This is a genomic window from Actinoplanes sp. NPDC026623 (genome assembly GCF_040638275.1).
GTDB lineage: Bacteria > Actinomycetota > Actinomycetes > Mycobacteriales > Micromonosporaceae > Actinoplanes.
On sequence record NZ_JBEZXZ010000045.1, the window covers coordinates 1 to 23,260 of the forward strand.

Annotated in this window: 20 protein-coding genes and 1 pseudogene; 12 read left to right on the forward strand and 9 right to left on the reverse strand. The window is 71.9% G+C overall.

What is annotated here, in order from left to right; genetic code table 11:
- Positions 1 to 125: pseudogene (locus AB0F10_RS16170) on the reverse strand (HAD-IA family hydrolase); the annotation flags it as partial.
- A gap of 87 nt (positions 126 to 212) precedes the next feature.
- Here AB0F10_RS16170 and AB0F10_RS16175 point away from each other — a divergent pair.
- Genes AB0F10_RS16175 through AB0F10_RS16185 form a run of 3 tightly spaced genes read left to right on the forward strand, consistent with a single transcriptional unit; the run spans position 213 to position 2,353 of the window.
- The gene (locus AB0F10_RS16175) at positions 213 to 1,196 is read left to right on the forward strand and encodes a GlxA family transcriptional regulator (RefSeq protein WP_360624578.1); all 984 of its coding nucleotides are present in this window, start codon (positions 213 to 215) and stop codon (positions 1,194 to 1,196) included.
- 2 nt (positions 1,197 to 1,198) lie between these two features.
- Entirely contained in the window at positions 1,199 to 1,822 is a 624-nt protein-coding gene (locus AB0F10_RS16180) for a DJ-1/PfpI family protein (RefSeq protein WP_360624581.1), read from the forward strand.
- Between the two features lie 12 nt (positions 1,823 to 1,834).
- Entirely contained in the window at positions 1,835 to 2,353 is a 519-nt protein-coding gene (locus AB0F10_RS16185) for a nucleotidyltransferase domain-containing protein (protein ID WP_360624584.1), read from the forward strand.
- Positions 2,354 to 2,489: 136 nt separating this feature from the next.
- Here the strand turns inward: AB0F10_RS16185 and AB0F10_RS16190 are convergent, their stop codons facing one another.
- Positions 2,490 to 3,083: a hypothetical protein gene (locus tag AB0F10_RS16190; protein WP_360624586.1), complete on the reverse strand. Its 594-nt coding sequence runs from the start codon at positions 3,081 to 3,083 to the stop codon at positions 2,490 to 2,492.
- Between AB0F10_RS16190 and AB0F10_RS16195 the strand changes: the two genes are divergently transcribed.
- From AB0F10_RS16195 to AB0F10_RS16210, 4 genes are all read left to right on the forward strand, one after another.
- The gene (locus AB0F10_RS16195; protein WP_360624589.1) at positions 3,066 to 3,419 is read left to right on the forward strand and encodes a hypothetical protein; all 354 of its coding nucleotides are present in this window, start codon (positions 3,066 to 3,068) and stop codon (positions 3,417 to 3,419) included. The genes AB0F10_RS16190 and AB0F10_RS16195 overlap by 18 nt on opposite strands.
- Before the next feature lie 401 nt (positions 3,420 to 3,820).
- A complete protein-coding gene (locus tag AB0F10_RS16200) occupies positions 3,821 to 4,033 on the forward strand; it encodes a hypothetical protein (RefSeq protein WP_360624592.1) in 213 nt (70 codons plus the stop codon).
- 143 nt (positions 4,034 to 4,176) lie between these two features.
- On the forward strand, positions 4,177 to 7,875 hold the full coding sequence (locus AB0F10_RS16205) for a S8 family serine peptidase (RefSeq protein ID WP_360624595.1): 3,699 nt from the start codon (positions 4,177 to 4,179) through the stop codon (positions 7,873 to 7,875).
- A 122-nt stretch (positions 7,876 to 7,997) separates the two neighbouring features.
- A complete protein-coding gene (locus AB0F10_RS16210) occupies positions 7,998 to 8,984 on the forward strand; it encodes a helix-turn-helix transcriptional regulator (RefSeq protein ID WP_360624598.1) in 987 nt (328 codons plus the stop codon).
- Positions 8,985 to 8,988: 4 nt separating this feature from the next.
- Here the strand turns inward: AB0F10_RS16210 and AB0F10_RS16215 are convergent, their stop codons facing one another.
- The gene (locus tag AB0F10_RS16215; protein WP_360624601.1) at positions 8,989 to 9,804 is read right to left on the reverse strand and encodes a sugar nucleotide-binding protein; all 816 of its coding nucleotides are present in this window, start codon (positions 9,802 to 9,804) and stop codon (positions 8,989 to 8,991) included.
- A 137-nt stretch (positions 9,805 to 9,941) separates the two neighbouring features.
- Between AB0F10_RS16215 and AB0F10_RS16220 the strand changes: the two genes are divergently transcribed.
- The 4 genes from AB0F10_RS16220 (at position 9,942) to AB0F10_RS16235 (ending at position 14,198) form a co-directional block, all read left to right on the forward strand.
- Entirely contained in the window at positions 9,942 to 10,166 is a 225-nt protein-coding gene (locus tag AB0F10_RS16220; protein ID WP_360624604.1) for a hypothetical protein, read from the forward strand.
- A 50-nt stretch (positions 10,167 to 10,216) separates the two neighbouring features.
- On the forward strand, positions 10,217 to 10,780 hold the full coding sequence (locus AB0F10_RS16225) for a GNAT family N-acetyltransferase (protein WP_360624607.1): 564 nt from the start codon (positions 10,217 to 10,219) through the stop codon (positions 10,778 to 10,780).
- Positions 10,781 to 10,962: 182 nt separating this feature from the next.
- Positions 10,963 to 12,909, forward strand: a complete 1,947-nt coding sequence (locus AB0F10_RS16230; RefSeq protein ID WP_360624610.1) for a PAS domain-containing protein — start codon at positions 10,963 to 10,965, stop codon at positions 12,907 to 12,909.
- A gap of 86 nt (positions 12,910 to 12,995) precedes the next feature.
- Positions 12,996 to 14,198 (forward strand): HD domain-containing phosphohydrolase, encoded by a 1,203-nt coding sequence (locus AB0F10_RS16235; RefSeq protein ID WP_360624613.1) that lies wholly within the window; start codon positions 12,996 to 12,998, stop codon positions 14,196 to 14,198.
- Here AB0F10_RS16235 and AB0F10_RS16240 read toward each other — a convergent pair.
- The 4 genes from AB0F10_RS16240 to AB0F10_RS16255 form a co-directional block, all read right to left on the reverse strand.
- On the reverse strand, positions 14,158 to 15,339 hold the full coding sequence (locus tag AB0F10_RS16240) for an HDOD domain-containing protein (RefSeq protein ID WP_360624616.1): 1,182 nt from the start codon (positions 15,337 to 15,339) through the stop codon (positions 14,158 to 14,160). The two genes, AB0F10_RS16235 and AB0F10_RS16240, sit on opposite strands and share 41 nt — an antisense overlap.
- On the reverse strand, positions 15,336 to 17,519 hold the full coding sequence (locus AB0F10_RS16245; protein WP_360624619.1) for an ATP-binding protein: 2,184 nt from the start codon (positions 17,517 to 17,519) through the stop codon (positions 15,336 to 15,338). Before AB0F10_RS16245 ends, AB0F10_RS16240 begins: the two co-directional genes overlap by 4 nt.
- A 102-nt stretch (positions 17,520 to 17,621) precedes the next feature.
- On the reverse strand, positions 17,622 to 18,269 hold the full coding sequence (pcp, locus tag AB0F10_RS16250) for a pyroglutamyl-peptidase I (RefSeq protein ID WP_360624622.1): 648 nt from the start codon (positions 18,267 to 18,269) through the stop codon (positions 17,622 to 17,624).
- A 42-nt stretch (positions 18,270 to 18,311) separates the two neighbouring features.
- On the reverse strand, positions 18,312 to 19,739 hold the full coding sequence (locus AB0F10_RS16255; protein WP_360624625.1) for an anaerobic C4-dicarboxylate transporter family protein: 1,428 nt from the start codon (positions 19,737 to 19,739) through the stop codon (positions 18,312 to 18,314).
- Positions 19,740 to 19,905: 166 nt separating this feature from the next.
- On the opposite strand from AB0F10_RS16255, the gene AB0F10_RS16260 reads away from it, so the two are divergent.
- Positions 19,906 to 20,736 carry an alpha/beta fold hydrolase gene (locus AB0F10_RS16260; protein WP_360624628.1) on the forward strand — a complete coding sequence of 277 codons (831 nt, stop codon included), beginning with the start codon at positions 19,906 to 19,908 and terminating at the stop codon, positions 20,734 to 20,736.
- Here AB0F10_RS16260 and glsA read toward each other — a convergent pair.
- Positions 20,733 to 21,725, reverse strand: a complete 993-nt coding sequence (gene glsA, locus AB0F10_RS16265; RefSeq protein ID WP_360624631.1) for a glutaminase A — start codon at positions 21,723 to 21,725, stop codon at positions 20,733 to 20,735. The genes AB0F10_RS16260 and glsA overlap by 4 nt on opposite strands.
- Before the next feature lie 27 nt (positions 21,726 to 21,752).
- Positions 21,753 to 23,252 carry an MFS transporter gene (locus tag AB0F10_RS16270; protein WP_360624634.1) on the reverse strand — a complete coding sequence of 500 codons (1,500 nt, stop codon included), beginning with the start codon at positions 23,250 to 23,252 and terminating at the stop codon, positions 21,753 to 21,755.
- Positions 23,253 to 23,260: the final 8 nt, after the last annotated feature.

Sequence of the window (23,260 nt, forward strand, 5' to 3'; positions counted from 1 at the left end):
CAGCGCCTGCCCGCGGCACGTGCCGCCCGGACGCCGGGCCGGCTGTCCTCCACCACGACGCACGCCGCCGGCGAGACGCCCATTCGCGTTGCGGCGTAACGGAAGAGGCCGGGGGCGGGTTCGCCGCCGACGCCGCGCCGGGCCCGGCCTGGCCTAGATTGCAATATTCGTGTCGTTGACGCCACACTTGGCCGGCCGCGACCATCGACGTCATGGAACGCCGTACCGTTATCGTGATCTTCGATGGCTTTCAGCTGCTCGACCTGGCCGGACCGGCCGACGTGTTCGCGACCGCAAACCTGCTGACCCGCGCGGACGGCTATCGGCTCGAGGTCGCCGCCGTGCGGGCCGGCCAGGTTCCCGCACAGAACGGGATCGTCGCGCTCGCCCAGGCGACCCTCGCCGAGATCGCGGGGCCGATCGACACGCTGCTGATCGTCGGCGGCCTGTCGTTGTCGGCAGGCCCCGCCGACCGGGAACTGGTCGAGGGCATCGCCGGACTGGCTCCGCGCTGCCGCCGGGTCGCCTCGGTGTGCAGCGGCGCCTTCGTGCTCGCCGCCGCCGGGCTGCTCGACGGCCGCCGCGCGACCACCCACTGGCTCGCGGCCGAACGGCTGGCCTCCCGCTATCCGCTGGTGGAGGTGGATGCGGACGCCATCTACGTCAAGGACGCCAACGTGTGGACCTCGGCCGGGGTCACCGCGGGGATCGACCTGGCGCTCGCCCTCGTCGCCGAGGACCACGGACACGAACTCGCCCGGCAGGTGGCCCGGGGGCTCGTCGTCTATCTGCAGCGCCCCGGCGGGCAGAGCCAGTTCAGCACGCCGATGCAGGCCGCCGTCCCGCGCGACGAACGATTCCGCGAGCTACAGGCGTTCATCGACGACCACCCCGCGGCGGACCTGAGCGTGCCCGCCCTGGCGCGGCGCACCGCGATGAGCGAGCGCCACTTCTCCCGGCTCTTCACCGCACAGACCGGCATCTCCCCGGGCCGCTACGTCGAACGCAGCCGGGCGGACGCGGCCCGGCGGCAGCTGGAGGTGACCGCGGACCCGCTGGACCGGGTCGCCCGGGAGTCCGGGCTCGGCGGATCGGAGACCCTCTACCGAATCTTCCGCCGGCACTGGCGGATCTCACCCGGCGACTACCGCCGCAGGTTCCGGAGCACCCCACGATCCCCCGCCGAGGAGATGTGACCATGCACGTCGCCATCCCGCTGTATCCGCGTTTCACCGCGCTCGACGCCGTCGGGCCGTACACGGTCCTGGCGTTCGCGCCGGGCTTCACCGTCACCTTCGTGGCCGCCCGCCCCGGCGAGATACTCGACGACCGCGGCAGCCTCTCCCTCACGGCCACGAAGTCCTATGCCGACCTGCCGTACCCGGATGTGATCATCGTCCCGGGCGGTCCGGGCACCGCCGAGGCGCTGCACGATCCGGCCCTGCTCGACTGGATCACCGCCGCCCACGAGCGCACCCGGTGGACGACGTCGGTGTGCAGCGGATCGTTTCTGCTCGGCGCCGCCGGACTGCTGAAGGGCAGGAGGGCGACGAGCCACTGGGGCTGGCTCGAACACCTCACCGGATTCGGCGCGCAACCCGTGAGCGAACGCGTCGTCGTCGACGACAGAATCATCACGGCCGCCGGGGTCTCGGCCGGCATCGACATGGCACTGATCGTCCTGGCCCGCCTGACCGACGTCGCGACGGCGCAGACCGTGCAACTGGCGATGGAATACGACCCGCGGCCACCGTTCGACGCCGGGTCGCCGAGGACCGCACCGGCCGGCCTCGCCGAGCGCGCCCTCAGCCTGATCGGCTGAGATGATGCCCGGATGCGACCGATCGACTCCCCCGGCACGACGGCCGACGAGGTGCACGTGGTGCTGGACGCGCTGACCCAGGCGGGTTGCCCGGCCTGGATCAGCGGCGGCTGGGGCGTCGACGCGCTGGCCGGGCGGCAGACCCGGGCGCACCGGGACCTGGACCTGGCCATCGCCGCCGAGCGGGAACCGGCCGCGCTCGAGGCGCTCGGCCGGCTCGGCTACGTCATCGAGACCGACTGGCGCCCGGTCCGGGTGGAGGTCGTCGCCGGCGGGCGCGGGCGGGTGGACCTGCACCCGCTGGTCTTCGACCCGGCCGGCGACGGACACCAGGCCGGCCTCGACGGCGGCAGCTTCCGGTGGCCCCGCGACTGCTTCACCAGCGGGTTGATCGGCGGCCGCCGGGTCGGCTGCATCTCGGTCGGCCAGCAGCTGCTGTTCCACAGCGGCTACGAACCCCGGGACGTCGATCGAGCGGATCTCGCGCTGCTCCACAGCCTCACCTCCGCAGCGGCGCCGGCTCTGGACTGAGCCGGCCCGCTCCCGGCCTAGCTCTGCGGTGCCAGGGTGCGCACGACGTCGAACTCGTTGCCCTCGGGGTCGGCCATGACCACCCAACTTCGGTCCGGGCCCTGGCCCACATCCGTCCTGGTCGCGTCGTACCCGTTCAGGACGACAGGCAGCGGCCGTTGGGCAGCAGCCCGGCCACCTCGTACCAGCGCTCGCCCGAGCCCAGGTCGAGGTAGCCGACCACGCAGCCGTCGCCCAGGAGCATCGCGTAGACCAGGGCGCCCTCGGGTGCGGGGTCATCGCCGCGGGCGAGGCGGACGACGCCGCCGGGGAGGCCCGCCGCGGTGAAGGCCTTCCCGGCGGTCACCACGTCGGCGTCGGTGGCCGGGCGGTACGCGCCGCGGTCGTCGCAGCTCACGGGTCCGGGCGGCGGGCAGAGCAGCGCCCGCGTGAGCGCCTCCTGCATCAGCCGGGCGGTGCCGTCGTGGCCGATGGGCCCCGGGTCGGTGATGTCGGATCGCCGCATCCGGTCGCGCGCCTTGCGATGGCAGAGCTCCTCTGCTGCCGCCTTCTCGCGCTTGTCCGGACCCACGACGACGGCACAGGAATAGCCGGCGCCCGCGTCGCTGCCGGCGTACCAGGTCACCCCGATCGCGGCCGCCGCCGACGCCAGGACGGCGGCCGCGAGCCACCGGCCCCGGCGCCACCGGTACGGGGCCGGCGGCTGATCGGAATGGCCGAAAACGAACATTCCGAGGAGCCTAGCCGCCGGTCACCCTGCCCGGCCGCCGACCCGGACGGCCGCTCCGAGGGCGGCACGAGCTCCGGGAGCCGTGCCGACCGGCTCTCGGATCACCTCGACAGGACCCGCACCGCCACTCCCGAGCGTTCCAGGCAGGACGGCGGCGACCGGGCCGGCTACCACCGGGAGTCGGGCTTCGAGGAGCAGGTGCTGCGGGAGCTCCGCGGATCGCCGGAGCTCCACGCCGAACGGGTGGAGTCGATCCGGCGACAGGCGCTGCGGAACGCCGAGTCGACGCGTGCGGCGATCGGCCGTCTCCGCCGGCGGCGATTCGCGTTTCCGTGACACCGCAACGCCGTTCGCCGCCGGCATCACGGCGGGGAGCCGTCCACAACAAGGCGGGCGATGCCCCTTGGCAACTGTGGATCTCACTGGCTAACGTGTCTACAACGTTGCTGATCGTGGAACCTGCGGTCACTTCGCGTTGAACACAGGGTTTCCTGTTTCGGGCGCGGCGCCTGGTCCCTCCATGTCGGCGCCCGGACGACAAGAAGGAGGCACGGTCATGGCGAAGAAGGCGAAGAAGGCCAAGAAGGACAAGAAGAAGGACAAGAAGAAGTAGCTGCACGCGCTGGGCCGGCCCCGTCGTGCAGGATCGGCGGAGGCGGCCGGTCCAGCGGTTTTGCGCCAGCAACTCCCGCCACCGGGCCGCCAGGAGTCTTCGCATCGTCGAGTGAGGTGTCGTGATGCACGGCGAGATCCTGAACCTTCTGGACTGCCACCTGTCCGAGCTGCAAGCGCTGCGCCGTGAACTCTCCGGGCACCATGCGGCCGTGCCGGGCGAGCGCCGGAGGGTGGCCGCCGCGACCGCCTCGGCCGCCGAGCGGTACGCCCGCGCCCTCTTGTCCCTGCTGACCGACGCCGGCGGCCAGCAGCCCGCGACGCCCCCGACTTCGTAGTCTTCACAGAGGACTGTCGAGCGACCTCCGCGAACGTCGAAACCCCGTCGACCGGTGCCCGTCGATGGCGGCATTGCGCCCTGGCGCGACTCCGCCATCGATAGGTATTCACCGGCGTCCGGCAAAACGATAGAACTTCTCACATGCCATCCCCCACGCAGCCACCCGCACCTGGTCCGGCGCGGCGACGATTGATCGCCGCGGCGGCAGCGGCCGGTCTGATCGCCGGTGCGATCACCGCGATCCAGACACCCGCGAACGCCCAAGGCCCCAGCGCGCCACCCACGGCCGCGGCCGAGTCCCGGCACACCATCACGCTGATCACCGGAGACGTGGTCACGGTGAACACCTCCGTCGACGGCTCGGAGACGGTCGACGTGGCCCGGCCCGACAACGCCGTCGGGGCCATCCGCCTCCAGAAGACCGGCGGCGACCTGTTCGTCCTGCCCGACGAGGCCCTTCCACTGCTGAGCGGCAACAAGCTGGACCGCCGGCTGTTCAATATCTCCGATCTCATCGAGATGGGCTACGACGACGCGAAGACCGCGAGCCTGCCGGTGATCAGCACCTACCCGCCGGGCAAGGGGCGCTCCGCGCCCGCCACGCCGATCGGTGCGCGGCTGGTCCGCGATCTGCGGCAGGTCGGCGCCGCGGCGCTGACGGTGGACAAGAAGCAGACCCGCTCGTTCTGGACCACCATCGCGCCGGCCGCCCCCGCGGTCGCCCCGGCGCTCGGCGGCGGGGTGGCGAAGCTCTGGCTGGACGGACGGGTCACGGCCGACCTCAAGGAGAGCGTGCCGCAGATCGGCGCTCCCGAGGCGTGGGCCGCCGGTTACGACGGCCACGGGGTCAAGGTCGCGGTGCTGGACACCGGCGTGGACGCCACCCACCCGGACCTCGCCGGCCAGATCGACAACAAGGTCAGCTTCGTACCGGAGGAGGACACCTCCGACGTCAACGGGCACGGCACCCACGTCGCCTCGACGATCGTGGGCACCGGCGCGGGCTCCGGCGGCTCGTACAAGGGTGTCGCGCCGGGCGCGGACCTCATCGTCGGCAAGGTCCTCAGCAACGGGGGCTACGGCCAGGATTCCTGGGTGCTCGACGGCATGCAGTGGGCGGCCACATCCGGCGCGGACGTGGTCAGCATGAGCCTGGGCGACTCGACGCCGTCCGACGGGACCGACCCGCTGGCGGTCGCGGTGGACACGCTGTCCGCGCAGTACGGCACGCTGTTCGTCATCGCGTCCGGCAACTACGGGCCGCAGAGCATCGGCTCGCCCGGTGCGGCGGCCAGCGCCCTCACCGTCGGCGCGGTCGACAAGAAGGACACTCTGGCGGCCTTCTCCAGCACCGGTCCGCTGGTGAACAGTGGCGCGCTCAAGCCGGACATCACCGCACCGGGCGTCGCCATCACCGCCGCCCGCTCGCAGCAGATGACCTCCGGCACCGGCCTGTACCGGTCGATCAGCGGCACCTCGATGGCGACGCCGCACGTGTCGGGTGCGGCGGCGATCCTGGCGCAGCGACACCCCGACTGGTCCGGCGCGCAGCTCAAGGAAGCGCTGATGAGCAGCGCGAAGGGCCTGGCCGCCGGGTACACGCCGTATGAGGTCGGCACGGGCCGCGTCGACGTCGCGGCCGCCGTTCGCGGGAACGTCCGGGCGACCGGTTCGGTGTTCTTCGGCAACTTCGCGTGGCCGCACGAGCCCACCGACGCGCCGGTGACCAAGCAGGTGACGTTCACCAACTCGGGCGTTCAGGAGGTGACCCTGAACCTCGCGACGTCCGGCACGGGCCCGTTCTCGTCGGGCGCCTCCTCGGTGACGGTGCCCGCGGGCGGGCAGGCGAGCGTCCCGGTCACCGGCGATCCGACCCGGCCCGGCACCGGCCAGTACTCCGGCTTCCTCGTCGGCACCGACGCCGCCACGGGTGCCGCAGTCACGCGTACCTCGCTCGGCTTGCTCAAGGAGGACGAGCAGTACGACCTGAAGATCAAGATCATCGGCCGGGACGGCAAGCCCGCCACCGCACCGGTGGTCATCAAGAAGGCCGGCGACGAATACCCGTGGTACTACACCGTGACGGGTGAGCTCACGGTGCGGATGAAGCCGGGCACCTACTCGGTGGGGTCGTCGTTGACCGTCGCGGGTGAGCGGGCCGACTCGCTCGGCCTGGTCGTACTGACGGATCCGGAGACCGTGCTCGACTCGAGTGCCGAGGTGGTCCTGGACGCCCGCAAGGCGCGCGTGCTGGACACGGTCGCGCCACAACGGACCGGCGATCGGGAACGCAAGGTCGACTACACCGTCGGATACGCCAACGGCGACAGCTTCCGGGAAGCGATCCTGGTGCCGGTCAATTACGACGATGTCTACGTCCTGCCGACCGAGCAGGTCAGGCAGAGCTCGTTCACGATGGCCACCCGCTGGCGCAAGATCGAGCCGCCGCTGAGCGTGGACGTCTTCGGGCTGCCGCACACGGAGGTCGCGGTCCAGCCGGGCAGCACCCTCACCGCCGGCTGGGACACCATGCCGATGGTCTACGCGGGCACCGGTACGCCCGCCGACTACGCCGCGGTCAACGCCAAGGGCAAGGCCGTGGTGGTGACCCGCAGCGCCGCGGTCGGCGCCGCGGACCGTGCCGCCACCGCCGCGACCGCCGGGGCCGAACTGCTGCTGGTCGTCAACGACGGTGCCGGCGTGCTCAACGAGTCGGTCGGCGCCTCGCCGATCCCGGTCGCCAGTGTGCACCGCGACGCCGGCGCGCGACTGATCGCCCTGGCCAAGACCGGCACCAGACACCTGATCAGCAACCAGGTTCCGTACCCGAGCTACCTCTACGACCTGACCCGCAACTACCCGGGCAAGGTTCCGGACCGGGCACTCACCTATCACCCGACCATCCGGGAACTCGCCCGGATCGACGCGAGGTACTACAACCCCACCAAGGAGACGGTGGGCGGCGGCAACCGTTACGACATGACCTTCACCCCGTCGCTCGGCCTCATCACTCCGGAGTCGTACCCCGGCACGCGCACCGAGTGGGTCAGCCCGGATCAGGTCTGGCACGAGGGCCACTTCCAGGGCACCTGGACGGACTCGTCCAACCGCAACACGTACGCCAAGGGCAGCACCACCCGGCTGGACTGGTTCGCGCCGGCGATCCGGCCGGCGTTCAGCCGGACGTTCGCGGTGCAGAACAGCCGCTGGGGCGACTTCATGACCCTCAACGTGCAGGCGTGGAGCCCGTCCGGGGACCACCTGGAGCACGGCGGCAACCTCGAATGGGGTTCGGTGCCGACCAACATGAAGCTGTACCAGGGCGAGAAGCTGCTGTACGAGAACAAGTTGTCCTCGTCGATTCAGTGGAAGCCGGTTCCCGCCGGCACCCTGCCCTATCACCTGGTGCTGGACGGCTCCCGCCCGGCCGAAGAGTGGCGGCTGTCGACTCGCACGCACACCGAGTGGGACTTCGTCTCCAGCACCAACGATGCGGAATTCTTCGAACCGTTCGCGTTGCTGCAGATGGAGTACCGCCTGGACACCGACCTGCACGGTGACGCGAAGGCGGGCCACACCGAGGAGATCCGCGTCAAGCCGATCCCCCAGGCCGGCGGCGGCCCCAGCACCGGCAAGGTCACCTCGACGACGCTCGAGGTGTCGTACGACGACGGTGCCACCTGGCAGCCGGTGACCCTGCGTAAGGGCGCCGACTGGTGGAGCGGTGCGCTCCGGCTGCCGAGGCAGCCGGGCGGGTACGTGTCGCTGCGGGCTACGGGCAAGACCGATGCCGGCTTCGGCATCAAGCAGGAGATCATCCGGGCGTACGGCCTCCGGTGATTCCGTTCACTGGGCCCTGGGGCGGCGACGCCCCGGGGCCCTTCCCCTTTCCGGCCCCGCAGAACGCCATGGGGTGGCGCGTACTCTCTCCTCAGCGACGGGTGGAGAGGAGACGGCCGCCGATGCTGGGTGCGCTGGGTGTCAGCCCCGAACACGAGGCGGTCTACGGCGTGCTCGCCGGGCGCGCCCAGGCCGACCCGGCCGAGCTCGGTGACCTGCTGCAGGTGCCGGCGGCCGAGGTCGAGGAGGCGCTGGCGCACCTGATGGCGTGCGGCCTGGTGAAGTCCACTCCGGACGGTGCGTTCGCCGCGGCGCCGCCCGCGGTCGCCCTCGGCGCCATGATCAGCGAGCGGCGGGCGGAGCTGCGCAGCGCCGAGCTTGCCCTCGTCACCCTCGCCGAGGAGCACCGCAAGGCGATGGCGGGCCGCAGCATCAGCGAGCTGATCGAGGTGGTCACGGGCGTCGAGGCGATCCGGCACCGCTTCGCCCAGGTGCAACACGCCGCCCGCACCCAGGTGCGCAGCTTCGTCACGATGCCCTTCGTCGCCGTGCCGCCGGGCGCCAACCCGGTGGAGTCGCAGATGGTGGCGCAGGGCGTGCGGTACCGGGTGGTGATCGACCGGCCGGCGCTCGCCCAGCCCGGCGTGGTCGCCGAGACCATCGAGTCGCTGCGCGACGGCGTCGAGGTGCGGGTGACCGAGTCGCTGCCGATCAAGCTGATCCTGGCCGACGCCGAGCTCGCCCTGGTGCCCCTGACGGTCACGCCCGGCGATGAGCCGGGCGCGGTGCTGCTGCACCGTGCCGGCCTGCTCACCGCGATGGACGCGCTGTTCGAGATCGTGTGGCGCCACGCGCACCCGCTCGACGTCGCCGCGCTCGACGGTGGGGCCGCGCTGGACTCGCAGGACGCGCAGGCGGACGGGCCCACCGCGCTGGACCGCAAGATCCTGGCGTTGCTGCTGGCCGGGCTCACCGATCAGGCGGTCGCCTCCCAGCTGGGCCTCTCCCTGCGTACGCTGCAGCGTCACCTGCGCCACCTGATGGACATCGCCGGCGTGCAGAGCCGGATGCAGCTGGGCTGGCACGCCGCCCGCCACGACTGGGCGTGAGGCGTCAGCCGGCCAGGAACTCCCGCACTCCTCGAAGGCGGGTGTGCAGCAGCGACACGGCCCTGTCGGTGCGCAGCCGCACGTCGGCGGGGAGCCGCAGGCCCGAGTCCGCGATCCTCCCGGCGGGTATCCGGGAGGGGTCGAGCCCCGCGCGGCGTGCGATCAGGACGCCCAGGGCGTGGTGGTCGATCGCGTCCGGCCCGGCGACGTTGAGAACGCCCCGGTAGTCGCCCGCCGCCAGTTCGATCAGGGCGTCGGCCAGGTCCTCGACGTGCACCGGCTTGCGGACCATGTCGGTGTACAGCGCGCCCTGCCGGTCGCCGCGGATGAGGTCATGGGTGAGCTTCTCGTGCTGCCCCCGCCCGTCGCCGAGGATCAGCGAGGTGCGCACCACGGCCGCGGCCGGGCAGACCGCCCGGACCGCGGTCTCGGCGGCGGCCTTCGCCGCCCCGTACCGGTACACCGGGTCGGGCAGCGCGGACTCGTCGTACTCGACCGCGTCGCCGGAGAAGATCGCATCGCTGGACACGTGGACCAGCCGGACGTTCAGCGCCGCCGCGGCGACGGCCACGTGCGCGGCGCCGTCGGCCATGACGCGCCAGTCCTCGCGGCCGGTGGCGGTGTGGATCACCGCGGCCGGCCGGACCCGCTCGATCAGGTCCCGGACCGCGGCCGGGTCCCGGACGTCGAGCCGCTCGTGGCCGTGATGGCCGGCGCTGCTGAAGTACGTGCCGGCCACCGACCATCCGGCGGCGGCGCGCTCGGCGATCCGCGAGCCGAGGTGCCCCGTGGCGCCGGTTATCAAGATCCGATCCGTCATGGACGGGACCGTACCCGCCGGCCGCTACCGTCCGGGCGCGATCGTTCGGGGCGGGTGAGTGCCGGGCCGGTGTGGCAATATCGGTTTGCGGCTCGACCGCGTCCGGTCGAGCCCGACGCACGAGGGAGGACACACCGATGGCAGTCTCCGTGAACCTCGACGCGATTCTCGACCCGGAGTTCCGGTCGAGCCAACTGCTCGACCTCGTCGACGCACCGGTGTCGGCCCTTTCCGGCATCTCCGAGGAGGAGGCCGAGGGCCTGCGCCTGGCGTTCGGCATCGAGACCATCGGCGACCTCGCCGACAACGCCTTCGTCCGCGCGGCCGTCGCCATCCGCGAGATGGCGAAGATAGCCCAGTAGGCCCGCGCCCCGGCAGTCCGGCGGACCGGCCACCTTGGCCGGTCCGTCCCGTGAAGGTACGACAAAATCCTGGGCCCTCGACCGGGTCGAGGGTCAATCGGTGCCGGCGGCATTGCGAGAATGCCCGGGTGGACAGCGCGGGCGATGTGGTGCGGGTGACGGAGGCCTCCGGGGCGGACGCGGTGCGGCAGTGCGCGGCGATCTGGGCCCGCGCGAAGGCCCGTCGCGACGGCGATCCGGAGCCGGCCACCGTCGAGGAGACGGTCCCCGGCATCGAGCGGCGCCTCGGCCTCGACGGAGCGAGGCTGTTCCTCGCCCGCCGCGACGGCGGCCCGGTGGGTTTCGCCGTCGTCGCGCCCCGCGAACGGAATCTGGAGCTCTTCTATCTGGGCGTCGACCCCGGCGCCTGGGGCGGCGGCGTGGGCAGCCGGCTGCTGCGCGAGGTGGCGGACCACGCGCGGGCGATCGGTGCCGAGCGGCTCGAGCTGTGGGTCATCGACGACAACGAGCGGGCCATCCGCGTCTACGAGAGGTCGGGCTGGGTCGGCACCGGGAAGGTGGAGCGGGATCCGGCCTCCGGGCGACTCGAGCGACGCTTCCTCAGGCACGTTTAGGCTGAAACCGGCATATTTCGCCCGCGATCCACCACGTGGCATCCGGGAGTGCGGATGCCACCGTCTGGCACCCGCCTGCCGTCTCAGCTCGTGGACGTTGCGACCGAAGAGCCCCCGAGAGGCCGGACAGCGGCTAGGTCGCGCAGGAGAGGCAACCCTTGCCCGGATATCGAACACCCGACATGCTCCCCGCTCACGACGCCGCACCGGCCCTGTTCGACCCGTGCTCGCTCGCCGACGCGGTGCCGCACAGCATCTGGGTGATCTCCGCCTCGGGGACGATCCTGTACGCCAACTCGCGCGCGGCGCGGCCCACCCCCGGCGCGCCGTGGGTCTCGATCGTGCACCCCGACGACGTCGCGGCGGTGGAGCTGCGATCGGCGATCGCGGACCTGCATCCGGAGCCGTACGAGGTCGACTGCCGCGTCGGCCGCGCGGACGGATCGTTTCGCCGGCACCGCGTCAGCTTCGCACCCGTCCGCGACGACGGAACCGCCCTGCGGTGGATCGCGACGGGAACCGACATCGAGGAGACCGAGGCCCTGCGCGACGACCTCGCCGAGGTGCGGTGTCGCCTCACGCAGACCGGCACGCTGCTCGAGGCGCTCGAGGCCGCCGTACCCTGTGGCCTCGCCTTCATGGATCCCGGGTCTCGGCTCGTCCGCACCAACGACACCCTCGCCGCGATGGGCGCCGTCCCGCGGTCGCAGCAGCTCGGCAGGACCGCCGGCGAGGTCTTCCCCGAGATCTGGGCGCAGATCGAGGCGAACTTCCACCGGGCGCAGGCCACGGCGGAGGTGGTCGTCGGCACCGTGGTGACCGCGCCAGGTGACTCCGGGCCGCGCTCGTGGGTCGTCAGCTGCCACCCCGTGTACGTCGACGAGGCGCTGATGGGCGTCGGGCTCATGCTGATCGACGTCGCCGAACGGGAACGGGCACAGGCGATCCGCTCCGCGATCATGAACGACATGGCCGACGGCCTGTACACGGTCGACGGCGAGGGGCGGCTGACCTCGATGAACCGGGCCGCGTCGGAGATGCTCGGCTGGCAGGAGGCGGAGCTGCTCGGCAAGCGGGCCCACTCGGTGATGCACGCCATCCGCGCCAACGGTACCCACCGGCCGGAGAGCGAGTGCGTGCTCATGCAACTTCGGACGGCCGGCGAGTCCGCGCAGGCGGTCGCCGACGCGTTCAACCGCAAGGACGGCTCAACCTTCGAGGTCACCTGCTCGATCGCGCCGCTGGACGCGGGCGACGGAAAGCCCGGCTCGGTGATCACCTTCCGGGACATGACCGACGCGCGGCGCGCCGAGCTTGAGCTCCGCCACGCCCAGAAGCTCGAGTCCCTCGGCCGGCTCTCCGCGGGGCTGGCCCACGAGATCAACACCCCGATCCAGTTCGTCGGGGACAACACCCGGTTCCTGGCGGACGCCTGCCAGGACCTGCTCGGCCTGTTGCGGACCTACCGCGAGTGCATCGCCACCGAGCTGGGTGACGTGCAGTGGGCCGAGCGGATTCGCCGGGCGCAGGCGGCCGAGATCAAGGCGGACGTCGACTACCTGACCGACGAGATCCCCGCCGCGGTCGAGCAGAGCCTGGAGGGCGTCGAGCGGGTCGCCACGCTGGTGCGCGCGATGAAGACGTTCAGCTACAAGGGCTCCGCGGCGCCGGCGCGCGCCGACCTGAACGAGGCCGTCCGCACCACCCTCACGGTCGCCCGCAACGAGGTCAAGTACGTCGCCGACGTGGTGCTGGAGCTGGGCGAGCTGCCCGACGTGCTGTGCCATCTCAGCGACCTGAACCAGGTGTTCCTCAATCTGCTGGTGAACGCCGCCGACGCCGTGACGGAGAAGGGCGGGCGGGGCGAGATCCGGATCAGCTCCGCGCTCGACGGCCCCAGCGTGGTGATCACCTTCACCGACAACGGCACGGGCATCCCCCACGACGTCCAGCCGTCGATCTTCGAACCGTTCTTCACGACCAAGGGCGTCGGCAAGGGCACCGGGCAGGGTCTCCCGCTCGCCTGCGCCGTGATGAAGAAGCACGGCGGGTCGATCGAGATGAGCTCGACGCCGGGTGAGGGCACGGTGTTCACCCTGCGCCTGCCCATCGACGGCAGGCCCGCCTGAGCGCGGCCCCGGGTTGGCGCCAAACGGCCTGATGGGACGCCCGTTAACGGATATATTCGGGTGATCCGCACCCCGGGGGGATCTGCATGACCGGCGCCGTCGATCGACCCCGAATCCTGCTGGTCGATGACGAGCCGAACCTGCTCGAGGGGCTCCGGCGGCAGCTGCGTCGCGAGTTCACCGTGGAGACCGCGGTGGGTGCCGCGAACGGGCTGTTCGCCCTCAAGCCGGAGCAGCCGTTCGAGGTGATCGTGTCCGACTACCTCATGCCCGGCATCAACGGCGCCGAGTTCCTGGCCGCCGCCGCCAAGGTCGCGCCGACCAGCACCCGGGTGCTGCTCACCGGCCACACCAGCCTCACCGACGCCGCCGCGACGGTGAACAAGGGGCGCGTGTTCCGCATGCTCCTCAAGCCGATCGAGACCGACGCCATGATCACCGTGCTGCGCGAGTGCGTGGCGCAGCACCGGACGGTGGTGGCGGAGAGCGAGCTGCTGGAGCGCACCCTGCGCGGCAGCGTCAAGGCGCTGACCGACGTGCTCTCCCTGGCCAGCCCGTCCGCGTTCGGCCGGGCCAGCCGGATGCGCCGGGTGGCCGCCGCGATCCTCGCCCGGGTGGAGGTGGAGGACCGCTGGGCGCTCGAGCTGGCCGTCGAGATGTCGCAGCTGGGCGTCGTGTCCCTGCCACCGAGCGTGGCCGCCAAGCTCGATTCCGGGGCCAGGCTGAGCCCGGCGGAGCAGGCCATGGTGGATCAGATGCCCGCGGTGGCCGAGCAACTGATCTCCGAAATTCCGCGGCTGGCCCCGGTCGCCGAGGCGATCCACTACTCACGCAAGGGATTCGACGGCTCCGGACCCCCGAGCGACGGCCTCGCGGGCGAGCGGATCCCCCTCGGCGGCCGGCTGCTGCGACTGGTGCTCGACCACGACGCGTTGCTCCTGCAGGGGCTGTCGCCGACCGCCGCGTTCGCGACGATCCGTTCGCAGGCCGGCTACTACGATCCGGCGCTGCTGGAGGCGTTTGCGCAGACCGCCGCGTCGGCGGCGGCCGCGGCCGTCCGCGACGTCAGCCTGGCCGACCTCAAGCCCGGCATGGTCCTGGCCGCCGCCGCCCGCTGCCGGACCGGCCAGCTGCTCGCCGACGCCGGCAACGAGGTCACCGTCGCCCTCATCGCCCGGCTGGAGAACTTCGCCGCGCTGGAGGCCGGTGTCGCCGAACCGCTGATGGTGATCCTCGACGATGCCGGCGTCAGCGCTGCTGACGGGACCGCTCCCGCCGCCATCGACTGACCGCCTCGCCCGCGGCCCCGCCGAGCCGGTCCTCGTCGAACGCCGGGGCGCCGGCCGGGCCGCACACCGCTCCGATCTCCGCCTCCACCACCAGATGCGCCAGCGCGACGGCGGTGACGGGGTCGACGGCCGCGCCCGGCGTGACCGGCGCCGCATGGCCGACCACCGCGTCGACCACAGAGGACGGCAGGCCCCAGAATCGCAGCAGATCGGCGCCCGCGTCGATGTGACACACATCGAGGATCACGGCCTCGGCGGCGCACAGCGAGGTCGCCTCCGCACCCGGCTCGGCCGGCTTGTGCCACAGTTCGAGCGTTTTGGCGAAGTCCGCCGGCCGCGTCGACGCGATCACCAGCTGTCCCACCTCGTGCAGCAGGCCCGCAGTGGCGGCGGTACTCTCCCAGTCCTTGCCGGCGGCGAGCATCCGGCACAGCCGGGACGTCTCCACCGAGTGCAGGATCAGCCCCTCGATCCATTCCACCGGAAGCTCACCGGCGACGTCGAACGTGCGGATCAGGTCGTGCATCATCACCAGGCTGCGGATCGTGTGCAGGCCCAGCAGCGCCACCGCCTGGCCGACGTTGCTGACCCGGCGGCCGACCGCGTACGCCGACGAGTTCACCAGTTGCAGGACCTTTGCGGTGAGCGCGGGATCGCCCTCGATGATGTTGCCGACGGTCTGCGCCGACACCTCGTCGCGCTGCAGGGCGTCGATCAGGTCGACGAGCGTGCCGGGCGGGCTGGGCAGCGACTGGATGCGGGCCCGCTCGTGACCGCCGATGAGCCGCTCGATCGAGGCGACGAGCTGCTCCGACGTGCTCGGCTTGGTGAGGAACTCGTGTGCCAGCGCCATGACGCTCACCAGGTGGTCCTCGTTCGTCTGGCCCGACAGGATCACGCGGGCCGTCTGCGGATACTCGTCGCGGACCCGTTCGAGCAGTTGCGCGCCGTTCATGCCGGGCATCCGGTAGTCGGAGACGACCACGTCGCACGGGCTCTCCCGCATGGCCGCGAGCGCCTCCTCGCCGCCCTCGGCGAAGCACATGTCCCAGCGGTCGCGATGGCCGCGGAGCATGCGCCGCAGGCCTGCGAGGATCCGGGGCTCGTCGTCGACGAAGAGTACGCGCGGCCGATCGGTCACACCGCCGCCTCCGCCATGTCGCCGTGCTGGGGATCGCCGGCCCCGCCCACGGGCAGCCGTACGGTGAAGACCGTGCCCTGGCCCTCCGTGCTGGTGAAGTCGATCGTCCCGCCGTGGCGGTCGGTCACCAGGCTGCGTACCAGGGGAAGCCCCTGGCCTGTCCCCGAGCCCACCTCCTTGGTGGTGAAGAACGGCTCGAAGAGCCGGTCGGCGATCTCCGGGGGCACCCCGGTGCCGGTGTCGGCGACCTCGATGGTGACGTAGCCGTCGTCGTCGAGGCGGGTGCGCACCCGGATCGTGCCGCGGCCGCGGTCCGCCGATCCGATCGCGTGGGCCGCGTTGACGACCAGGTTCAGCACCACCTGGTTGATGTCGCCCAGGTGGCAGTAGACGAGCGGCAGGTCGCCGTAGTCCGCCTCGACGTCGGCGACGTACTTGATCTCGTTGGCCGCCACGACGAGGGTGTTCCGGATCGCCTCGTTCAGGTCCGAGGGGCTCTTCTCCTCGGTGCCGGGGTGGCCGAACGCCTTCATCGCGCGCACGATGTTCGCCACCCGGACGACGCCCTCGAGGGTCTGCGAGATCGCGGTCGGTATGTCCTCCATCAGGAAGTCCATGTCGATCTCGGATGCCACCTCGTCGACCTTCTGCCGCGCCGCCTCGAACCCGGCGGGATCCGGCCCCGCCGCGACCAGCTCCCGGTACGCGGTCAGCAGCCGGTCCAGATCGGCGAACGCGGACTCCATGAAGCGCACATTGTCCCCGACGAACTGGATCGGAGTGTTGATCTCGTGGGCGATGCCGGCGGCGAGCCGCCCGACGGATTCGAGCTTCTGCGCGTGCCGCAGTTCCAGCTCGAGCTGGTGGCGATCGGAGACGTCCCGCGCGGTGAAGACGATGCTCCGTGAGCCGTCGTGCTCGGTCACCCGCTTCACGAGCGCCTCGACCTCGGCCCAGCCCGCGTCGGCGCTGGCGCGCAGCCGGCACGGCACGGCCGTCGGTGGCGCCTCCGCCGAGCCGGAGTCGATCAATTTGGTCAGATCCTCCTCGTTGACCAGCGACCAGAGGTTGCGGCCGAGCAGGTCGCCGCTCTGACAGCCGAGCAGCGTGGCGGCCGCCGGGTTGACGAAGCGGATGGAGCCGGCCTCGGCCGCGAGGATGAGGGTGTCGGGCGAGTACTCGACCACGATGCCGAGGCGGGTCCGGCTCAGCAGTTGATCGAGGGTGAGCGCCGCGCTGTCCGCCAGGGTGACCATGGCGTCCGACAGGTCGCCCGCCGGCGGGCGGTCGAACGTCAGCACCAGCATGCCGAAGGCGTGTCCGTTGGCGGTCAGCGGGGCGACCGCCACGACGTCGCGCCGGGGCAGCCGGAGCACCTCCGTCGTCTCTGCGGCGGCCGGTCCCTCGATGATCGCGTACCCCTCCGGGCGCAGCTCGGCCCGGATCACCTCGGGAAGCCGGTCGTACTCGGTGACCCAGCCGAGCGTGTCGACGCCCGCCTCGTCGGTCACCGCGGCCACCCGCAGGGCGGGCCCGGCGATCTTGAAGATTAGGGCGGCGGTGACCGCGCGATCCATCTGGAGCGCGGCCCGCATCGTCACCTCCATCGCCTCCGCCCGGGTCGTCGCGGCGACCAGGCCGCTGCCGACCGACGCCATCGTGCGCCTGCGGTACGCGACGCGGTCCCGCGCGATGCAGCCCCGCGCCAGCACGTGGTTGGCGCCGACCAGGAGCAGGGCGGTGAACAGCAGCGGAACGGCATCCCGCGGCTCCGCGGAGTAGACCACGATGGCGACCACCGCAAGCGCGCACAGGACGGTCGCGGCGAGATACTTCTCCCGCACCTCGCCGTACAGCGACCGGAAGCAGACCCAGGCGAAGATCAGACCGATGGTCGCGCCGAAGTCGCAGGCCTCGGCGATCAGGCAGACGCAGGCGCCCTCGACGATCCAGCTCCACGCCGGGAAACGCTGCCGCCGGTACCCGATGAAGATCCAGACCGGGAACAGCACGGCCGCCACCGCGCCCGCCACGGCAGCGTCGCCGCTGGTGTCGGACAGGCCCCACAGGCCGAACACGGGCCAGGCCAGCAGGACGCCGACGAACAGCGTACGGACCTGCCCCAGCATCGTGTCGATGCCGGGAAGCCAGCGCTGTGCCAGCACCGTCGCGGTATCCATCGCCACCCTCCGGGCCGGGGCTTACCGGACCCATGGTGTATATCGCCCATACTCCCAGAGTTGGCGATCCCCGGGGGCGGGATGGTGGCGAAGACAGGGTGTCTAGTGGGTGGCACCGCCGACGCTGTGTTCATCGGGCTTGTCGCGGTATTCCACGATCGCGGCCATCGCGGCGGTCAGCGCGGTCGCCAGGTCGTCCAGGCTGAGCGAGGGCAGGTTCGGCTTGTCGGCCACCTGCTGCGCGATGTACGGCACGTGGATGAACCCGCCCCGCTTGCCCGGGAACTCGCGATCGATCATGTACAGGATCTGGTACATGATGTGGTTGCAGACGTACGTGCCGGCGGTGTTCGAGACGGCGGCCGCGATCCCCGCCCCGCGGATGGCCGTGACCATCGCCTTGACCGGCAGCGTGCTGAAGTAGGCCGGCGGCCCGTCCGCGCGGATCGGGGTGTCGATCGGCTGGTATCCGTCGTTGTCCGCGATGCGCCCGTCGTCGAGGTTGATGGCCACCCGCTCCGGATTGACCCCGAACCGCCCGCCCGCCTGACCGACGCTGACGATGACGTCCGGGTCGTGCTCCACGATCGCGTCCCGGACGAACTCCGGCGAGCGGGCGAACGACGTGGGAATCTGCACCTTGACGATCTCGGCGTCCGCGACCTGGTCCGGCAGGCGCCGCACCGCCTCCCAGGACGGGTTGATCGGCTCGTGCTCGAACGGATCGAAGCCGGTTACCAGAATTCTCATGATGTCTTCCCTGGTACGTCGTGGCCGGGCCGAGCCCGCGGCTCAGAAGAAGATCGCACCGATCAGGCCACCGGCGGCCACCGTGGTGATCGAGAGAACCAGGTTCGGCACGAAGTACGTGTGGTCGACCAGCTTCGTTCCCAGCTTCGTGGTCCCCGAGAGGTCGAAGTTCGCGCCCGCGATCTGCGGGCCGCCGGTGGGCAGCGCGTAGACGCCGGCCAGACCGCCGGCCCACATGCCCGTGAGCACGGCCGGCGGAAGGCCGACGGCCAGGCCGATCGGGACCATCGTCCGCGTCGCGACCGACTGGCTGGTGGTGAGCGCCGCGACGATGAAGACCGCGACGGCGAACAGGAAGCGGTAGTCGTTCACCCAGCCGCCGACCGTGTCGACGATGGCCGCCTCGTGCGCGTTGATGAAGGTCGCCGTCATCCAGGCGATGCCGAACAGCGCGATCGCCGCCACCATGCCGGCCTTGAACACCGACATGCTCGGGACCTCCTTCACGTCGGGGCGGCCGAGGAAGAGGATCGCGACGCCGACGGCGAACATCACCATCACGATGGTGCTGGTCATGTCGAGCGTCACCGACTCGCCGTCGACCTCCCAGGTGGGCCGCAGCTCGGAGAAGAGACCCAGGATGACGATCAGCACCACGCCGGTCAGGAACGCCAGCGCGGAGTTGCGGCCCCGCTTGGTCGCCGTCAGCCCGGCCGAGACCGGGACCGGGGTGGTGTCGTCGGGCAGGTCGCCGCCCGAGTCACCGGCCGAACCGGACACCGACACCCGGGGCCGCCCCGCGGTGGCGAGCGCCGGCTGCGGCGGTGCCAGCAGGCCCTCCTGGATCTTGCGCTGCACCTCGGGATCCTTGTCGAGGTCCGCGCCCAGCCGGTTGGCCACCAGGGACGTGACCACGATGCCGATCAGGCACGCCGGGATCGTCACGGCGAGGATCTCGGCGAGGCTGAAGTTGTACGGCGAGACCTCCGTCAGGGTCAGCATGGCCGCCATCGCGGCCGAGACCGGCGAGGCGGCGAGCGCGACGCCCGACTGGACGACCGCGACCGACATCGGCCGCGACGGCCGGATCCCGTTGCGATAGGACACGTCGTAGATCACCGGCATCAGCGGGTAGAGGATGTTGCTGGTACCCGCTCCGATGGTGAACGCGAACGCGGTCAGCGGCGCGATCAGCGTGATCTGCTTCGGGTGACGCTCGATGATGCGGGCGGCGACCATGACCATCCAGTCGATGCCGCCGGCGGCCTGCATCATGGCCGCCGCGGTCACGACGGCCAGGATGATCGCCACCGCGGTGGCCGGCGGATCGCCGGGCGCCTCGCCGAAGACGAAGACCAGGATGGCGGTCCCCACCCCGCCCCACAGGCCGACGCCGATGCCGCTTACCCGGGTGCCCATCACGATCGCGCCCAGCACGACGAGCGCCTCGAGTATGAAGACCACATCCATGTCGATCACCCTTCGGCCTGCGCCGCTACCGTTGAGCACACGATCACACCCCCCGCCGATGCGGGGGATCATCCGCGACGGATGACCGATCCACCGCCCGCCGCGCGGCCCCGCTCATCCGTCGCGGATGGGATGGACGCCCGCCGTCGTCTGTGACACTGGCGGCATGGCCGAGGCGGGTTGGCAGGAGCTGCGGGTCGAGGTCCGTGGGCGTCCGGTCTTCGTCCGAAAGGGTCCGGAGGTGGCCGGCTCGACCCCGCTCGTGCACGTGCACGGCTTCGCGGTCTCCGGCCGCTACCTGCTGCCGACCGCGCGGGCCCTCGCGCATCGCGCGACGACGTTCGTACCCGACCTGCCCGGCTACGGTCGCAGCGCCGGCTGGGGTCACGTCCTGGGCATCCCGTCGCTGGCGCGGGCGCTCCTGGAGCTTCTCGACGCGCTCGGCATCGAGCGGGCGGTGCTGGTCGGCAACTCGATGGGCGGGCCGGTGTGCCTCGAGGCCGCGCACGGCGCACCCGGGCGGGTGGCCGGCATCGTGCTCGCCTCGCCCGCGGGCGGGGTGCACAACCAGCCGCTCCCCCGGGCCCTGCTGCAGCTCGCGCGCGATGCGTGGCGCGAGAGCCCGCGCATGGTCCGCGTCGTGCTGCCCGACTATCTCCACTTCGGAGCGATGAACGCCCTGCACCTGTTCGGTGAGCTCGTGCGGTTCCCCTCGCTCGAGCGCATGCTGCGCACGCCCGTGCCGACGCTCGCCGTGATCGGCACCTGCGACCCGCTCATGCCGCCGCCGCGGCGGGTGCGGGAGGTCGGCCGCCTGGGTCCGCCGCAGCTGACGGTCGCGGCGATCGAGGGCGCGGCGCACGCGATGAACTTCAGCCACCCGGGCGAGCTCGCGCACCTGATCGGCTGCTGGCTCGACGGCCGGGAGATCACCGACGACCCGGACCAGCCGGGCATCGCCCGGATCCTGCGGTTCCACCGCCGGCAGAAGGCCTAGCCCGCCGGCTCGGAGGCGAACAGGGTCAGCCCCAGGCGGTAGGACAGGAACCGGGCGGCGAGCTGACCCCTGACGCTGTTGCCGAAGCCGTCGAGCGGCGGGGCGAAGGTCGCCAGGGCCCCCTTGCCCGGGGAGACCACGACGATGCCGCCGCCGATGCCGCTCTTGCCGGGAACCCCGACGTCGTACAGCCAGTCGCCGGAGGTCTCGTACAGGCCGGCGGTGGCCATCACCGCCAGGGCGAAATGGCAGACGGAGGCCTCCACCACGCGTTCGTTCGTGCGCGGGTTGACTCCGCCGTTGGCCAGGGTGGCGCCCATCGTCGCGAGGTCGCTCACGCTGACCCGCAGGCAGCTCTGGCGGGTGTACAGCTCGACCGCGTCCATCGGGTCGCAGCCGAGCATCCCGAAGGTCTGCAACAGGTCGGCCAGGGCGCGGTTGCGGTGATTGGTCGCCGAGGCCGAGGCGAATACGTCGTCGTCGAGCGCCAGATCCCGGCCGGCGAACCGCGACAGGCCGTCGTGCAGGAAGCTCCACCTGGCCTCGACGGTGTCGCCGGGTGCGAGGCTGGCGGTGCCGATCGCCCCCGGGTTCACCAGCGGATTGGTGCGCCCGCCCGGGCCACGCTCCACCGCGGCGAGCGAGTTGAAGGGCAGGCCGGTGGCGTTGACACCCAGCCGCCGGCGCATCTCCTCCGGGCCGAGCGTCGCGCAGACCAGCGCGAAGACGAACGGCTTGGCCACGCTCATGATGGTGAACCCGTAGTCGGCGTCGCCGACCGCGTGGAGCCCGCCCCGGGTGCCGGCGGCGCAGATCCCGAACAGGTTGGCCGGCACCCGGGCCAGGGCCGGGTAGACCCCCGAGCACCGGCCCGACGTCACCGCCCGGAAGCGCTCGTGCGCCTCCTCGAGCGAGCGCCGCACCTGCTCCGGTGAGGGCAGTTGGCCGGTCGAGACGTACGGTGCTTCGTCGCGCTGGAGCTGTCCCATCGACGGTCTCCCTGGCCGGAGGATTGTCTACGTGCTGGGCAGCGGCGCGGTCGGGATCGTGTGCGAGATGGCGGCCGCGGCCGCGGCGCGGTCGACCGCGCGGGCCTGCGCGGCGCGGTGACGCCGGATCAGCAGCGCCAGCACGATGCCCGCGGCGGACATGATCGTCATCAGGAGCGAGGCGCGGGAGAGCCCGGCGGCGAGCGCGACGTCGGCCGCGTCGCCGGCCGCGCGGCGGCTGTCGCTGACGGCGGTGGAGACCGTCGCCGCGGCGGCGACGGCCAGCGACCCGCCGATGTAGCGGGCCATGTTGGAGATGCCGGACGCCTGCCCGACCTCGTCGGCCGAGACCACGGCGGTCGACGCGGCCGACGCGGGGCCGTTCGCGAGCCCGAGGCCGATGGCGATGGCGATCAGGGGCAGGACGAACGCGGCGTAGGCCCAGGAGGCGGTGACGAACGCCAGCGCGGCGAAGGCCACCGCGGCCAGCGCGAATCCGAGCGCGACCGCGAGAGCCGGCCCGATCCGCACCGCGAGCGGGGTGATCAGCGGCGTGATCGCGATCATGGCGGCCGCGGCGGGCAGCGTGGCCAGCCCGGCCTCCAGCGCGCTCATGCCGAACGCCGCGGGATCCTGGAAGTAGAGGCTGAGCAGGTACATGAGCGCGTTGATGGCGCCCGCGACGAGCAGGATGGCGAGCGTCGAGCCGACCAGCACCACGTTGCGCAGCAGCCGCAGATCGACGATCGGTGCCGCCACCCGCCGCTCGACGGCGACGAACCCGACGGCGCCGAGGACGGAGACGACCAGGCAGCCGATGGTCGCCGCCGAGGCCCAGCCCCAGTCGCTGCCCTCGCTGAGCGCGAGGACGAGCGGGACGAGGATGACCGCGATCAGCACCGTGCCGGCCACGTCGATCGAGCGGGACCGGTTCGGATCGCGGGATTCCGTGACCCGGGACAGGGTCACCGGGATGAGCGCCGCGGCGATCGCCGCGTCGATCCAGAACAGGCCCTGCCAGCCGGTCGCGTCGACGAGCAGGCCGCCGACCAGCGGGCCGATCGCGGCACCGGCCGCCGACGCGGCGCCCCACAGGGTGATCGCCCGCATCTGCGCCGCGCCGGAGGCGGCCACCGACAGCAGGCTCATGCCGCAGGCGAGGATCGTCGAGCCCGCGGCTCCCTGGATCATGCGGCCGGCGATCACCACCGTGCCGCTTCCGGCGAGGGCGATCAGCACGCAGGAAGCGACGAACAACACGAGTCCGGCGAGGAACACCCGGCGCCGGCCGAGCACGTCGCCCAGCGCGCCCGAGGTGACGATCACCGCGGCGCCGACCAGCATGTAGCCCGTCACCGCCCACTGCAGCTGATCGAGCGGTGCGTTCAGGTCCGCGCTGATCGCCGGGAGCAGGATCGTGACCGCGGACGTGTTCGCGTTGACCACCAGCGCCGACACGCACGCCGCCAGCAGCACGCCCAGCCCCGCCGCCCGGCCCGCCTCAGTCGCCGCGCCTCGCTCGGCCATGCCTGACT